This window comes from Streptomyces sp. SCSIO 30461 (assembly GCF_037023745.1).
Lineage (GTDB): Bacteria > Actinomycetota > Actinomycetes > Streptomycetales > Streptomycetaceae > Streptomyces.
The window spans coordinates 3,004,520-3,018,506 of record NZ_CP146101.1; the positions used below are offsets into that span (position 1 = coordinate 3,004,520).

The window sequence follows — 13,987 nt, forward strand, 5'->3', positions numbered from 1 at the left end:
TGCCTCGCAGGTGTCAGCCGACGAGTTGCTCGTACGCCGGGAGCGTCAGGAAGTCCGCGTAGTCGGAGTCCAGCGAGACCCGCAGCAGCAGGTCGTGTGCCTGCTGCCACTTGCCGGCCGCGAAGGCGTCATCGCCGACCTCCGCACGGATCGCGGCGAGTTCCGCGGCGGCGACCCCCCGGGCCAGTTCGGGCGTGGCGCGGACGATCCTTCCGTCGTGTTCGAACTCCACACCCGCGTTGATCCACTGCCAGATCTGGGAGCGGGAGATCTCGGCCGTGGCGGCGTCCTCCATCAGGTTGAAGATGGCGACGGCTCCGAGTCCGCGCAGCCACGCCTCGATGTAGCGGATGCCGACCTGGACGGCGTTGCGCAGACCCTCGTAAGTGGGCCGGGCGTCCAAGGAGTCGATCGCGATCAGGTCGCCGGGCGCGACCGAGACGTCCTCACGCAGTCGGTCCTTCTGGTTGGGCCTGTCGCCGAGCACTGCGTCGAAGGAGGCCATCGCGATGGGGACCAGGTCCGGGTGGGCGACCCAGGAGCCGTCGAAGCCGTCGCGGGCCTCGCGGTCCTTGTCCGCCTTGACCTTTTCGAAGGCGACCTTGTTGACCTCGGGGTCCTTGCGGGAGGGGATGAAGGCGGCCATTCCTCCGATGGCGTGCGCGCCGCGCTTGTGGCAGGTGCGCACCAGCAGTTCGGTGTAAGCGCGCATGAACGGGGCCGTCATCGTGACCGCGTTGCGGTCCGGGAGGACGAACTTCGTCCCGCCGTCACGGAAGTTCTTGACGATGGAGAAGAGGTAGTCCCAGCGGCCGGCGTTGAGTCCCGCGGCGTGGTCGCGGAGTTCGTAGAGGATCTCCTCCATCTCGTAGGCCGCCGTGATCGTCTCGATCAGGACGGTGGCGCGGACCGTGCCCTGCGGGATGCCGACGTAGTCCTGTGCGAAGACGAAGATCTCGTTCCAGAGCCGGGCCTCCAGATGCGACTCGGTCTTGGGGAGGTAGAAGTACGGTCCCTTGCCGAGGCCGATCAGCCGCTTGGCGTTGTGGAAGAAGTACAGACCGAAGTCCACCAGCCCACCCGGCACGGGGCGGCCGTCGACGCGCACATGCCGCTCGTCGAGATGCCAGCCGCGGGGGCGCATGACGACGGTGGCGAGTTCGTCCGCGGGCCTCAGGGCGTACGACTTGCCGCTGCCGGGGTCCGTGAAGTCGATGCGGCGCTGGTAGGCGTCGATCAGGTTGAGCTGGCCCAGGATCACGTTCTCCCAGGTCGGCGCCGAAGCGTCCTCGAAGTCGGCGAGCCAGACGCGGGCGCCTGAGTTCAGGGCGTTGATGGTCATCTTGCGGTCGGTGGGCCCGGTGATCTCGACCCTGCGGTCGTTGAGCGCGGCCGGTGCCTGTGCCACCTTCCAGCTCTCGTCCGCGCGGATCCCGGCGGTCTCCGGAAGGAAGTCGAGCGTGCTGGTCCGGGCGATCTCGGCGCGCCGCTCCGCGCGGCGTGCGAGTAGCTCGTCACGTCGGGGAGTGAAGCGGCGGTGCAGCTCGGCGACGAAGGTGAGTGCCGCTTCGGTCAGCACCTCCTCCTGCCGGGGCAGCGGCTCGGCGTCGACGGTGGCCGGCGAGGACGGCGCTGGTGCGGACATGAGCGGTCACTTCCTTCAGCGAGCTCGGCAAGGCACTCGGTGCCAGGACTTGGTGCTGCGCTCTCCGGACCCGTTTGGGGCAGAGAATGCTTCTGAGCAGTGGATACTAGTTACCGCATAGTGGAAGTTCAATGTTTTGTTGATGTCGAGATTCTCCGGGTCGACACAATGTGGCGCTCGGTGCCACCCCGCTCACTCCAGGTGCCCCAGGTCCTCGGGAGTGTCGATGTCATACGGCTCGGCCACATCCGCGCACTCCACGAGGGTGATCTCCGCCTCATGCTCCCTCAGGTAGTCCCGGGCCCCGCGGTCGCCGGTGGCGCTCGCGGCCACCGCCGCCCAGCGGGAGGAGCCGAAGAGCACCGGATGCCCGCGCCTCCCCCCGTACGCCGCCGACGCCAGCGCCGACGTCAGTGCCGGAGGGGAGCCGCCCGCGGCCACCACTCGCGCGACCGCTGCCGCACCGATGCCGGGCTGGTCCACCAGTGAGACGAGGGCCGCGCCGGGCTCACCGCCCGCCGCGGCCAGGGAGTCGAGCCCGGTGCGCAGCGAAGAGCCCATCCCGTATTCCCAGTCCGCGTTGACGGATACGGAACAGCCCGGCAGATCGGCCTCCCGCAGCACCTGATCAGCGGCTGCGCCCAGCACGACATGCACGGATCGGCAGCCTCCCGCGCGCAGCACGCGCACCGCGTTCTCCACCAGGGGGCGACCCCGGTACCGCAGTAGTGCCTTGGGGCGGCCGCCGAGTCGCCGCCCGCCTCCTGCGGCCAGGACCAGTCCTGCGACCTGCGGTTTCTCTGAGGTGTGAGCCATGGCTCCTGCTTACCCCATCAAAGGCGCGGATGGCGGGGCGACGCTTCGGCGACCTTGGCCGGCGGTGTCGGGCTGATCGCCTGCACGGTTTCAGCTCTGAACCGGACCCGTCTGACCGCATCCCGCTCGACCTCGCCGCAGGGCACAAGGTGCTCGAGGCGGACACATCGGGCTGAAACTCGTACTCCCGAGTGGCGAAGCCGACGCCCGATGGCGTTAACTTGCCCGCGGCCCAAGACGTCTGACCACCGTCCGGCGGGTCATGAACCGGACACCGAGGCGTGCGAGGGGGAGTGCGGTGCTGTGGAGCGTAAGGCAGTCGCGAGTGACAGGGAGCGGCGAGGACCCGAGGGTGGTGGAGCTCCGCTCCGCCGTCGCCCGGCTTCGCCGTGAGCTCGCCGGGTATCCGGCGGAGTTCGCCGACCGGGCCATCGCGGAGGACGAGCTCGCAGCGATGGCCGCGATGGTGGACGGCGGGGTGCCGGAAGGTCGGCGGCTGCGCCGTTCGCTGCTCCTCGTCGTGGGCTCGCTCGGTTCGGTGAGCGTGCTCGCGCCCGGGCTCGGTGGGGTGCACCGGGCGGTGGAGCTCTTCGGCGAGCCCATCAGCGAGCTGTACGGCGACAGGAACGGCGACCTCGGTGGGCGGCTGTACGGCAGCGGCGCTTCGCCCGGCCGTGAGGCCCCGTATGGAAACGGCGATGGTGGTCTCGGTGGTGATCTCGGCGGCGAGGAGTCGCACGGGAGTGGTGCGCACGGCGGCGGTACCCATCGCGGCGGCCGGCATGACGACTGCGGGGGCGGCGGCCCCGCGCGCTGACCGCTGCGAACATCCACGGGTCCGTGACCGGGACTGGTGACCGGTGCCGGTTGCCGTCCCGTGCCTCGGATTTCATCGCACTCGTACGGTAGTGATCCGGGCGCGAAGAGTAGTCGAATTGGCGTGAACCCCGCTTGAGTCGGCCTCGCCGCGGCAAAAGACTTCTCATGTGCCTGACGTGGACGGCGTCCACACGGGGGGTCGCGGCACACCCATCGCGTTCGCAAGGCAAGGAGAAGTCGGCATGCCCGACGGCATCGCCCGTGGCACCGGACACCAGATCACCCTGACCGACGGCACGGCCACCCGCACCAGGGAGATGACCCCCGCCGATCTCGCGCCCGTCCAGGCGCTGCACCGACGCTGCTCGCCCGACAGCCGGGCTCGGCGGTATCACACCGGAAAGCCTGAATTATCCCGCGTCGGCTGGCGGTTGCTCTGCGACCCGAAGCGCGGCACCACTCTCGTCACCACCCCGGACCAGCGCACCGGCCACATCATCGCCATGACCAGCGTCATGCGCACCGACCGGCAGGGCGTGGGAGAGCTGGCCGTGCTGGTCGAGGACACCTGGCAGTCCAAGGGCCTCGGCACCGCGCTCGCGGCCCATGCCGCCGCAGTCGCCCGCAGCCAGGGGCATCACACGCTGACGGCCACCGTCGCGGTCGACAACGCGCCGATGCTGCATGTGCTGGAGAGCCTTGACGCGCCGCCCGCCCTCGCGTCGAACGGACCGGTCATCGATGTCCGGATTCCGTTGTGAGCCTGACCGGGCAGAGGCACCAGGCTGCTGCCGCCGGACGAGGGGGAAGCACCAAGCGGCTGCCACCACCAGTGCGGCAGCCGCCATCAGCGCGACCGTCGGCGCCTCGGGGCGCCAACTGAGCGTCAGGCGGGTGCCGATCAGGGTCGTGCCGATGGCAATCCCCTCGGGCACGTATATCGGCACCCTCGCGGCGGCGGCTCGCAGCACCGCGGCCGACAGCAGCCCGACCATGGTCCAGACCGCGAGGAAGGGCAGAGCCGGGCCGGGCGCGGCGCTGGGCAGACCATATTCCTTGGGCCCGAAATGGAACCGTGCACCCAGCCAGGCGAGCCCCACGCCGGCCGCGGCCACCGCCACCACCCACAGGGCGTGGCGCCACAGGGGGCCGGGCCTGACCGACTCCTCGTCGGTGTCGTCCGTGTGGTGGTAGCCGTGGGGGTCCAGTTCGTCGATCACGCACGGGAGGACGCCTCCGGCCCGTGCGGGGTTGTCAACCCGTAGGCTGGGAACCGATGTCCACCACTTCTGAGCGCCCCACACTGCGCGAACTCGCCGTCCAGGCCCTGTCCTCCGTCGAGCGCGGCTACGACCTGCTCGCGCCCAAGTTCGACGCGACCTCCTTCCGTACCCCGGAGCGCGTCCTCGACGAGGTGCTCCAGGCGCTCCACCCGCTCGGTCCGTTCCGGCACGGGCTCGATGTCTGCTGCGGCACCGGTGCGGGCGTGCGGGTTCTGGGGGAGGTGTGCGACGGCCGGGTCGTCGGCGTCGACTTCAGCACGGGCATGCTGACCGAGGCCCGGAGCGCCTTTCCGGCGGTGGACTGGGTGCGTGCCGACGCACGGGCCATGCCGTTCGCGCCGGTCTTCGATCTGGCCATGAGCTTCGGGGCGTTCGGGCATTTCCTGCCCGGGGAACGGCTCGGACTGTTCGCCCAGGTCCATTCGGCGCTGCGGCCCGGCGGTCTCTTCGCCTTCCCGATCGGGGCGCCCGCACGTCCGGGTAGCCGACCGTACTGGGCCATGCTCGGCTTCGACGCCGCCATGCGGGTGCGCAACGCCGTGTGGCGGCCGCCGTTCGTGATGTACTACCGCACCTTTCCGCTCGGCGCAGTGCTGGACGACCTCGCCCGGGCCGGTTTCGACGTGGAGCTGCGTCCGCTGACCGGGCTGGGGTGGAGAGGTGATGGGAGCCCGCGCGCCGCGCTCGTGGTGGGGCGCAAGCGCTGAGCGCCACCCGAGCCGCCGGGGTCAGCCCTGCGGCGGCGCCGACGTGGTCACGGCACTGGCGAGGGCTTCGGACAGCTCCCGTGCGGCCGCCTGGAGCACCGGGACGATCCGCTCCGTGGCCGCGTCGGTCACCCGCCCCGCGGGGCCCGAGATCGAGATCGCGGCGGACGTCGGTGAGTCGGGGACCGAGACGGCGAGGCAGCGCACCCCGATCTCCTGCTCGTTGTCGTCCACCGCGTAGCCGGTTCTGCGGACCGACTCCAGTGCGGCCAGGAAGGCGTCCGGTGTGGTGATCGTCTTGTCGGTGGCTGCCGGCATCCCGGTCCTGGCCAGCAGCGCCCGCACTTCCTCCGGGGGAGTGTGGGCGAGCAGTGCCTTGCCCACGCCGGTGGAGTGCGGCAGGACCCGTCGGCCGACCTCGGTGAACATCCGCATGGAGTGCTTCGAGGGGACCTGCGCGACGTACACGATCTCGTCGCCGTCGAGCAGCGCCATGTTGGCCGTCTCGCCCGTCTCCTCGACCAGCCGTGCGAGATAGGGGCGAGCCCAGGTACCGAGCAGTCGCGATGCCGACTCGCCGAGCCGGATGAGCCGGGGGCCGAGCGCATAGCGCCGGTTCGGCTGCTGCCGTACGTAGCCGCAGGCGACGAGGGTGCGCATCAGCCGGTGGATGGTGGGCAGCGGGAGTCCGCTGCTGGCCGACAGTTCGCTCAGGCCGACCTCGCCGCCCGCGTCGGCCATCCGCTCCAGCAGGTCGAAGGCGCGCTCCAGTGACTGGACGCCGCCTCCGCCGTTGCTCGTGGCGGGCTTGGCCGCGTCGGCGGCCGAGGTGCTGCTGGAGCTGGACGTCGGCACGGTGGCGGTCCTTTCAGGCGGGCGGGCGTGCTGCCAGCCTATCGGGCGATCTGGGCACCTTGCTTTTACTATTCGGAATCATATTTCCGGTGGCCGGAAGTTTCAAGCTGCGATATGTCGAGGTCCTGGCCTTGACGGGGTGGAGTCCTGGGTGAAGACTTCTTCAACAGAACGTTGAATTTCTGCTCTGCGGAGGAGGCGTGGATGGCCGACGTGCATCTGGTGGTGCGCTCGACACGGGTCGTCACCCCCGAAGGGACCCGAGCCGCGTCCGTCGTCGTGCGCGGCGAACGGATCGCCGCCGTGCTGCCGTACGACGCCGAGATCCCGGCCGGTGCCCGCATCGAGGACTTCGGGGACGATGTGGTGCTCCCCGGCCTCGTCGACACCCATGTCCATGTGAACGACCCCGGACGCACCGCGTGGGAGGGCTTCTGGACCGCCACCAGGGCCGCGGCAGCGGGCGGCATCACCACTCTGGTGGACATGCCTCTCAACTCCCTCCCGCCCACCACCACCGTCGATCATCTCCGGACCAAGCAGCGTACGGCAGAGCCCAAGGTCCATGTGGACACCGGCTTCTGGGGCGGTGCCATCCCGGACAACGCCGACGATCTGCATGCCTTGCACGATGCCGGTGTCTTCGGCTTCAAGTGCTTCCTGTCCCCGTCGGGCGTCGAGGAGTTCCCGGAGCTCGACCAGGAGCAGCTCGCCCGCTCCCTGGCCGTGATCGCGGGCTTCGACGGCCTGCTGATCGTGCACGCCGAGGACCCGCACCACCTCGCGGCGGCGCCGGCGTTCAGCGGTCCCGCGTACACCGGCTTCCTCGCCTCCCGTCCGCGCGACGCCGAGAACACCGCGATCGGATTGCTGATCGAGCAGGCCAGGCGGTTGAACGCCCGCGTCCATGTGCTGCACCTCTCCTCCGGTGACGCACTGCCGCTGATCGCGAAGGCGAAGGCGGACGGCGTACGGATCACCGTCGAGTCCTGTCCTCACTTCCTCAGCCTCACCGCGGAGGAAGTCCCCGACGGGGCGACCGAGTTCAAGTGCTGCCCGCCCATCCGTGAAGCCGCCAACCAAGACGTGCTCTGGCAGGGCCTCGCGGACGGCACGATCGACTGCGTCGTCTCCGACCACTCGCCCTGCACCACCGACCTCAAGACACCCGACTTCGGTACCGCCTGGGGCGGGATCTCCTCGCTCCAGCTGGGCCTCCCCGTCATCTGGACCGAGGCCCGCAAACGCGGCCACGGCCTGGAGGACGTGGCGCGCTGGATGTCCGCCGGGCCGGCCGGGCTCGCCGGCCTCGACCGCAAGGGCGCCATCGAAGCGGGCCGCGACGCCGACTTCGCCGTGTTCGCACCCGATGAGACCTTCACCGTAGACCCCGCCGAACTCCACCACCGCAACCAGGTCACGGCCTACGCGGGCAGGACCCTGCACGGCGTCGTGAAATCGACATGGCTGCGCGGCAGGCGGATCGTGGAGAACGGAACCCTCGCCGAGCCGTCCGGCCGGCTGATCGAAAGGAGCACCTGAGACAGTGGCGATACCGTCCTTCACCGGCGACGCGAGCCCCTACGGCGGCGGAGATCCCTACGCCGACTACCGTAGCCCCGGCCCGTCGGGTTTCCCGTTCAGCCATTATGCCGACCTCGCCGACCGGGGACTCGGCGCGGGCGTCATCGCTGCCAACGACGAGTTCTTCGCCGAACGCGAGAATCTGCTGAAGCCCGGGGCCGCCGAGTTCGACCCGGAGCACTTCGGTCACAAGGGCAAGATCATGGACGGCTGGGAGACCCGCCGCCGCCGGGGTGCCGGAGTCGACGAGCCGCACCCCACCGACACCGACCACGACTGGGCCCTGATCCGGCTCGGCGCCCCCGGCGTGGTGCGCGGCATCGTGGTCGACACCGCCCACTTCCGCGGCAACTACCCGCAGTCGGTATCCGTCGATGCGGCCTGCGTACCGGGCTCGCCCTCCCCCGAGGCCCTCGTCGACGAAACCGTCACCTGGACCACCATCGTCCCGCGCTCCCCGGTCGGCGGCCACGCCGCCAACGGCTTCACCGTCGATGTCGAACAGCGATTCACCCACCTTCGCCTCAACCAGCATCCGGACGGCGGTGTCGCCCGGTTGCGGGTGTACGGAGAGGTCGTACCGGACCCCGAGTGGCTGCGCGTGCTCGGCACGTTCGACGTCGTGGCGCTGGAGAACGGCGGCCGTGTCGAGGACGCATCCGACCGCTTCTACTCCCCGGCCACCAACACCATTCAGCCGGGCAGGTCCCGGAAGATGGACGACGGCTGGGAGACCAGGCGGCGCCGTGACAAGGGAAACGACTGGATCCGCTACCGCCTGGTCGAGCAGTCCGAGATCCGCGCGGTCGAGATCGACACCGCCTACCTCAAGGGCAACAGCGCGGGCTGGGCCGAGCTCTCCCTGCGCGACGGTGAGACGGGCGAGTGGACCCGGGTACTTCCCCGCACCCGCCTCCAGCCCGACACCAACCACCGTTTCTCGCTGGACGCCCCGGTCGTCGGCACGCATGCGCGCATCGACATCTTCCCGGACGGCGGAATCTCACGACTGCGGCTGTTCGGGTCCCTCACCGACCAGGGTGCGACCGCCCTGGCCGCCCGCCACGAGGAACTCGGCGGCGCGGACTGAGTCGCCGGTCGCGGTTCGCGATGCCGAGCAGGGCGATGCCCACTGTCGAAGTCGCCCGCGACACTCGGGCCGGCTGTCACGTGGTGACCGGCGGCCGCCGGGCGGCGTCGCGGACGGTGCCTGCCGTCGGGCGCGCTGGAATCCCGGATGAGACCGGCTACAGGGCCGGGGCGCCGGACGGGATCCGGCGGCCGTCGGATCCCGGGCTTCACAACCCCGGGATCTCCTCCATACGCACCGGTCTGCGCTCCCGCCGCGACAGTTCGCACGCCTCGGCGATACGCAGCGCCTCCAGCGCTTCCCGGCCGTCGCAGGGGTTGCCGAGTCCACCGATGGCGACCTGGACGAAGGCCGCCAACTCGGCCTCGTAGGCCGAGGCGAAGCGCTCCAGGAAGCCCGGCCAGGGCCTGTCGGCGGCCGGCGGGCCCTTGGGCTCTGTCGAGGAGATCGGCGTGCGGTCGTCCAGGCCGACCACGACCGTGTCGGACTCGCCGCACAGTTCCATGCGCACGTCGTAGCCCGACCCGTTGCAGCGTGTGGCGGTGGCCGAGACGAGGGTGCCGTCGTCCAGGGTCAGCACCGCTGCCGCGGTGTCCACATCGCCCGCCGCGCGGAACATCGCGTCCCCGGCGTCCGAGCCCGTGGCGTACACGTCCACGACCTCGCGACCCGTGATCCAGCGCAGGATGTCGAAGTCGTGGATGAGGCAGTCGCGGTACAGCCCACCGGACAGCGGCAGGTACTCGGCGGGCGGCGGCGCGGGATCCGCGGTGATCGCCCGGACGGTGTGCAGTCGACCGAGTCCGCCTGAGCGCACCAGCTCACGGGCCTTGCCGAAGCCCGCGTCGAATCGGCGCATGAAGCCGAGTTGCAACACGGTGCCCGCCTCGGCCACCTCGCGCAGCGCCCCCAGGGTCCCGGCCAGGTCCACCGAGATCGGTTTCTCACAGAAGGCGGGCAATCCGGCGCGGGCCGCACGGCCGATCAGGTCGGCGTGGGACGCGGTGGCGGACGCGATCACGACGGCGTCGACGCCCCACTTGAAGACCTCGTCCACGGACGGCGCCGCGGTGGCGCCGATCCGGGTGGCGACCTCCCGCGCCCGCTGGGCGTCGGTGTCCGCGACCACCAGGGCGCCGACCTCGCGATGGCGGCTGAGGACACCCGCATGGAACGTGCCGATACGTCCGGTTCCGATGAGTCCGATGCGCATGGCCCCAAGGTGGGGCCGCCTCGGAGCCATGTCAAGCATTTGTCCTGACAATCGAACTGCACAACTTCCCGTCAACAGGCCGCACGACTACGCTCGCAGCGTGCCCAAGCAGCCCCGAGAGCCCAGTGAACGCAGTGGACGCAGGGAACCCCGAGCGCCCCGAGGCGCGGCGGACGTGACGGGCGCGGCCACTGCGCTCCAACTGGTGGTGGACCGCAGTAGCCCGGTCCCGCTCTACTTCCAGCTCTCCCAGCAGCTGGAAGCGGCAATCGAGCTCGGCACGCTCACTCCCGGCAGCCTGCTCGGCAACGAGATAGAGCTCGCGGGCCGACTCGGCCTCTCCCGGCCCACCGTCCGCCAGGCCATTCAGTCGCTGGTCGACAAGGGACTGCTGGTGCGCCGCAGAGGTGTGGGCACCCAGGTGGTGCACAGCCAGGTGAGACGGCCACTGGAGCTGAGCAGCCTCTACGACGACCTCGACGCGGCGGGCGGGAGCCCGGCGACGACCGTGCTCCGCAACACCATCGAACCGGCCCCCGCGGAGGTCGCTGTCGCCCTCGGCGTGCCGGAGGGGAGCGAGGTGCACCTGGTGGAGCGGCTCCGGTACGCGCACGGCGAACCCCTGGCGCACCTGTGCAACCACCTTCCGGCAGGGCTGCTGCCGCTCGACACCGACCGTCTCGAAGCCACCGGGCTCTACCGGATGATGCGCGCGGCCGGGATCACTTTGCACAGCGCCCGCCAGTCGGTAGGGGCCCGGGCCGCCACCGCCGACGAGGCCGGGCAGCTCGCCGAGGAGCCCGGCGCGCCGCTGCTGACCATGCTGCGCACCACGTACGACGACACCGGACGCGCGGTCGAATTCGGCTCGCATGTGTTCAGGGCGTCGCGCTACGCCTTCGATTTCCAGCTTCTGGTGCGCCCGTAGGTTCGATCCGGTGCCTCAGGGATACTGAACCAGCTGGGGTACGGAATCGGGGACCACGAGCGGAACGAGAGGTGCGCGGCGTCGTGACAAGGGCGACAGAGGCGGCAGGGTCGGCAAGAGGCCGTGCGGGGGTACGCGCGCTCGGGTCCATGCTGGTGGTGGTGGCGCTCGGCGTGTCGACCGCGGGGTGCAGCGCGACCGGCGGCAAGCGAGCCGAAGACGCCCGCAAGCAGGCTGCGGCAGAGGGCCGAGCCGCCGTCAGCACCCCCCGCTGGACCTTCGCCATGGTCACCCACTCCGGTGCGGGCGACACCTTCTGGGACATCGTCCAGAACGGCGCCAAGCAGGCCGCAGCCAAGGACAACATCAACTTCCTCTACGCCAACAGCGACGAGGCCCAGCAGCAGGCGCAGCTCGTCGACTCCTACATCGACAAGAAGGTCGACGGCCTGATCGTCACCCTCGCCAAGCCCGAGGCGATGAAGGCGGTCGTGGCCAAGGCCACCAAGGCCGGGATCCCCGTGATCACGGTGAATTCCGGCGCTGAGCTGTCCAAGTCCTACGGTGCGCTCACCCATATCGGCCAGGACGAGACCATCGCCGGTGAGGCCGTCGGCGACGAGTTGGACGAGCGCGGCCGGAAGAGGGCCCTGTGCGTGATCCACGAGCAGGGCAACGTCGGCCATGAGCAGCGCTGCGCCGGAGCCAGGAAGACCTTCGGCGGCGCCATGGAGACCCTCTACGTCGATGGCACCAACATGCCCGATGTACAGGCGTCCATCGAGGCCAAGCTCCAGACGGACGAGTCCATCGACGCGGTGGTCACGCTGGGCGCGCCCTTTGCCGCCGCCGCTGTCCAGGCCAAGGAGTCCGCGGGCAGCAAGGCCGAGGTCGACACCTTCGACCTCAACGCCAAGGTCGCCACCGAGCTCGAGGACGGGAAGCTCGGCTTCGCCGTAGACCAGCAACCGTATCTCCAGGGCTATGAGGCCGTGGACCTGCTGTGGCTCTACCGCTACAACGCCGATGTACTCGGCGGCGGCCGTCCCGTACTGACCGGACCGCAGATCATCACCGGCGCGGACGCCGCCAAACTGAAGGACTACGCCGAGCGGGGGACCCGATGACCGCGACCGCGCCACCCGGCCGCGACCGGCCCCGTGAGCCCGGCGCCGCCGCGGCCGACGAACGGCTGCTGCACACCTCGACGCTGAAGAAGCTCCTCGGCAGGCCCGAACTCGGTGCCGTCGTGGGCGCCGCCGCGGTGTTCCTCTTCTTCTCCGTCGTCGCGGACGGCTTCCTGCGGGCATCCAGCCTCGGCACGGTGCTCTATGCGTCCTCGATCATCGGCATCATGGCCGTGCCCGTCGCACTGCTGATGATCGGTGGCGAGTTCGACCTGTCGGCCGGTGTGATGGTGACCAGCTCCGCGCTGGTCACCTCCATGTTCGCGTATCAGATGACGGCGAACGTCTGGGTGGGCGTGCTGGTGTCACTGCTGGTCACCCTGGCCATCGGGGTGTTCAACGGGCTCATGCTGACCCGCACCAGGCTGCCCAGCTTCATCATCACCCTCGGCACCTTCCTGATGCTCACCGGCCTCAACCTCGGCTTCACCAAGCTGATCAGCGGCACGGTGTCGACGAAGTCGATCGCCGACATGGAGGGCTTCGATTCCGCCAAGGCGCTGTTCGCCTCGCAGCTCACCATCGGCGGTGTCGAGCTCAAGGTCACCATCCTGTGGTGGTTCGCGCTGGTCGCCGTCGCCACCTGGATCCTGCTGCGCACCCGTTTCGGCAACTGGATCTTCGCCGTCGGCGGCGGTGCGCACGCGGCCCGCGCGGTCGGCGTGCCGGTCGACAGGACCAAGATCCTCCTGTACGTGGGTGTGGCCTTCTGCGCCTGGATCTCCGGCCAGCACCTGCTGTTCTCGTTCGACGTCGTGCAGTCCGGCGAAGGCGTGGGCAACGAGCTGATCTACATCATCGCGGCCGTCATCGGCGGCTGTCTGATCACCGGTGGTTACGGCTCGGCGATCGGCTCCGCGGTGGGCGCGTTCATCTTCGGTATGACCAGCAAGGGCATCGTGTACGCGGAGTGGAACCCGGACTGGTTCACGTTTTTCCTCGGAGCGATGCTGCTCCTGGCGACCCTGCTCAACGCCTGGGTCCGCAAGCGCGCGGAGGCGACCGCATGACCGTTCAGAGTGCCCGGACCGCCCAGGCTCCGCAGACGGCTCTCGTACGACTGCACGAGGTCAGCAAGCATTATGGGAACATCCGAGCCCTCGAAGGGGTCTCGCTGGAGGTCAACGCGGCGGAGATCAGCTGTGTACTGGGCGACAACGGCGCCGGCAAGTCGACGCTGATCAAGATCATCGCAGGACTTCACCGGCACGACGCGGGCACCTTCGCGATCGAGGGCGAGGAAACCGCCCTCGGTTCCCCGCGCGAAGCGCTCGACCGGGGTATCGCCACCGTCTACCAGGACCTCGCCGTCGTCCCCCTGATGCCGGTGTGGCGCAACTTCTTCCTGGGGTCGGAGCCGACCAGGGGCAGCGGCCCGTTCAAGCGCCTCGACGTGCGGCGGATGCGTGAGACGACCCGCGCCGAACTGCTGCGCATGGGCATCGACCTGCGCGACGTGGACCAGCCCATCGGCACGCTGTCCGGCGGCGAGCGGCAGTGTGTCGCGATCGCCAGGGCCGTCTACTTCGGGGCCAAGGTGCTGGTCCTGGACGAGCCCACAGCGGCACTCGGCGTCAAGCAGTCCGGGGTCGTGCTCAAGTACGTGGCCGCCGCTCGCGACGCCGGCCTTGGTGTCGTACTGATCACGCACAACCCGCACCACGCCTATCTCGTCGGCGACCGGTTCGTGCTGCTCAAGCGCGGCACGATGGTGGGCAGCTACGGGAAGCCGGAGATCACACTGGACGAACTCACCCGCCAGATGGCGGGCGGCAGCGAACTCGACGACCTTCGCCATGAACTGGAGCGTGCCCCCGGGCCCAAGCAGCCGGGCGGGTACGCCGACTGAGGCGCTGTTCC

The 13,987-nt window shown here is 69.9% G+C and carries 12 protein-coding genes and 1 pseudogene; 9 read left to right on the forward strand and 4 right to left on the reverse strand.

Annotation, left to right across the window (positions count from 1 at the left end):
- Positions 1-13 precede the first annotated feature (13 nt).
- Both aceB and V1460_RS13225 read right to left on the reverse strand, forming a co-directional pair.
- A complete protein-coding gene (aceB, locus tag V1460_RS13220; protein ID WP_338673920.1) occupies positions 14-1,645 on the reverse strand; it encodes a malate synthase A in 1,632 nt (543 codons plus the stop codon).
- Positions 1,646-1,837: 192 nt separating this feature from the next.
- Complete coding sequence (locus V1460_RS13225) at positions 1,838-2,461, reverse strand: nucleotidyltransferase family protein (protein ID WP_338673921.1); 624 nt, start codon at positions 2,459-2,461, stop codon at positions 1,838-1,840.
- Positions 2,462-2,759: 298 nt separating this feature from the next.
- On the opposite strand from V1460_RS13225, the pseudogene V1460_RS13230 reads away from it, so the two are divergent.
- The 3 genes and pseudogenes from V1460_RS13230 to V1460_RS13240 all read left to right on the forward strand — a co-directional run.
- Positions 2,760-3,062, forward strand: a pseudogene (locus tag V1460_RS13230) (DUF5955 family protein); the annotation flags it as partial.
- A 460-nt stretch (positions 3,063-3,522) separates the two neighbouring features.
- Entirely contained in the window at positions 3,523-4,041 is a 519-nt protein-coding gene (locus V1460_RS13235; protein ID WP_338673922.1) for a GNAT family protein, read from the forward strand.
- Positions 4,042-4,556: 515 nt separating this feature from the next.
- Positions 4,557-5,270: a class I SAM-dependent methyltransferase gene (locus V1460_RS13240; protein ID WP_338673923.1), complete on the forward strand. Its 714-nt coding sequence runs from the start codon at positions 4,557-4,559 to the stop codon at positions 5,268-5,270.
- Between the two features lie 21 nt (positions 5,271-5,291).
- Here V1460_RS13240 and V1460_RS13245 read toward each other — a convergent pair whose 3' ends face one another.
- Positions 5,292-6,125 (reverse strand): IclR family transcriptional regulator, encoded by an 834-nt coding sequence (locus tag V1460_RS13245; RefSeq protein ID WP_338673924.1) that lies wholly within the window; start codon positions 6,123-6,125, stop codon positions 5,292-5,294.
- Positions 6,126-6,329: 204 nt separating this feature from the next.
- On the opposite strand from V1460_RS13245, the gene allB reads away from it, so the two are divergent.
- Together allB and alc are read left to right on the forward strand one after the other, a co-directional pair.
- On the forward strand, positions 6,330-7,667 hold the full coding sequence (gene allB, locus V1460_RS13250) for an allantoinase AllB (RefSeq protein ID WP_338673925.1): 1,338 nt from the start codon (positions 6,330-6,332) through the stop codon (positions 7,665-7,667).
- A gap of 4 nt (positions 7,668-7,671) precedes the next feature.
- A complete protein-coding gene (alc, locus tag V1460_RS13255; RefSeq protein ID WP_338673926.1) occupies positions 7,672-8,799 on the forward strand; it encodes an allantoicase in 1,128 nt (375 codons plus the stop codon).
- 208 nt (positions 8,800-9,007) lie between these two features.
- Here the strand turns inward: alc and V1460_RS13260 are convergent, their stop codons facing one another.
- Positions 9,008-10,012 carry a Gfo/Idh/MocA family oxidoreductase gene (locus V1460_RS13260; protein WP_338673927.1) on the reverse strand — a complete coding sequence of 335 codons (1,005 nt, stop codon included), beginning with the start codon at positions 10,010-10,012 and terminating at the stop codon, positions 9,008-9,010.
- A 208-nt stretch (positions 10,013-10,220) separates the two neighbouring features.
- On the opposite strand from V1460_RS13260, the gene V1460_RS13265 reads away from it, so the two are divergent.
- The 4 genes from V1460_RS13265 (at position 10,221) to V1460_RS13280 (ending at position 13,976) form a co-directional block, all read left to right on the forward strand.
- Positions 10,221-10,940: a GntR family transcriptional regulator gene (locus V1460_RS13265; RefSeq protein ID WP_338678024.1), complete on the forward strand. Its 720-nt coding sequence runs from the start codon at positions 10,221-10,223 to the stop codon at positions 10,938-10,940.
- A gap of 149 nt (positions 10,941-11,089) precedes the next feature.
- Positions 11,090-12,067, forward strand: a complete 978-nt coding sequence (locus tag V1460_RS13270; protein ID WP_338678026.1) for a sugar ABC transporter substrate-binding protein — start codon at positions 11,090-11,092, stop codon at positions 12,065-12,067.
- Entirely contained in the window at positions 12,064-13,137 is a 1,074-nt protein-coding gene (locus V1460_RS13275) for an ABC transporter permease (protein ID WP_338673928.1), read from the forward strand. Before V1460_RS13270 ends, V1460_RS13275 begins: the two co-directional genes overlap by 4 nt.
- Positions 13,134-13,976: an ATP-binding cassette domain-containing protein gene (locus V1460_RS13280; RefSeq protein ID WP_338673929.1), complete on the forward strand. Its 843-nt coding sequence runs from the start codon at positions 13,134-13,136 to the stop codon at positions 13,974-13,976. Before V1460_RS13275 ends, V1460_RS13280 begins: the two co-directional genes overlap by 4 nt.
- Positions 13,977-13,987: the final 11 nt, after the last annotated feature.

Bases quoted from the DNA above. Each gene is read 5' to 3' on its own strand.
- aceB (WP_338673920.1), bottom strand. From the start codon at position 1,645: ATGTCCGCACCAGCGCCGTCCTCGCCGGCCACCGTCGACGCCGAGCCG.
- V1460_RS13225 (WP_338673921.1), bottom strand. From the start codon at position 2,461: ATGGCTCACACCTCAGAGAAACCGCAGGTCGCAGGACTGGTCCTGGCC.
- V1460_RS13280 (WP_338673929.1), top strand. From the start codon at position 13,134: ATGACCGTTCAGAGTGCCCGGACCGCCCAGGCTCCGCAGACGGCTCTC.
- allB (WP_338673925.1), top strand. From the start codon at position 6,330: ATGGCCGACGTGCATCTGGTGGTGCGCTCGACACGGGTCGTCACCCCC.
- V1460_RS13260 (WP_338673927.1), bottom strand. From the start codon at position 10,012: ATGCGCATCGGACTCATCGGAACCGGACGTATCGGCACGTTCCATGCG.
- V1460_RS13240 (WP_338673923.1), top strand. From the start codon at position 4,557: ATGTCCACCACTTCTGAGCGCCCCACACTGCGCGAACTCGCCGTCCAG.
- V1460_RS13270 (WP_338678026.1), top strand. From the start codon at position 11,090: ATGCTGGTGGTGGTGGCGCTCGGCGTGTCGACCGCGGGGTGCAGCGCG.
- V1460_RS13235 (WP_338673922.1), top strand. From the start codon at position 3,523: ATGCCCGACGGCATCGCCCGTGGCACCGGACACCAGATCACCCTGACC.
- V1460_RS13275 (WP_338673928.1), top strand. From the start codon at position 12,064: ATGACCGCGACCGCGCCACCCGGCCGCGACCGGCCCCGTGAGCCCGGC.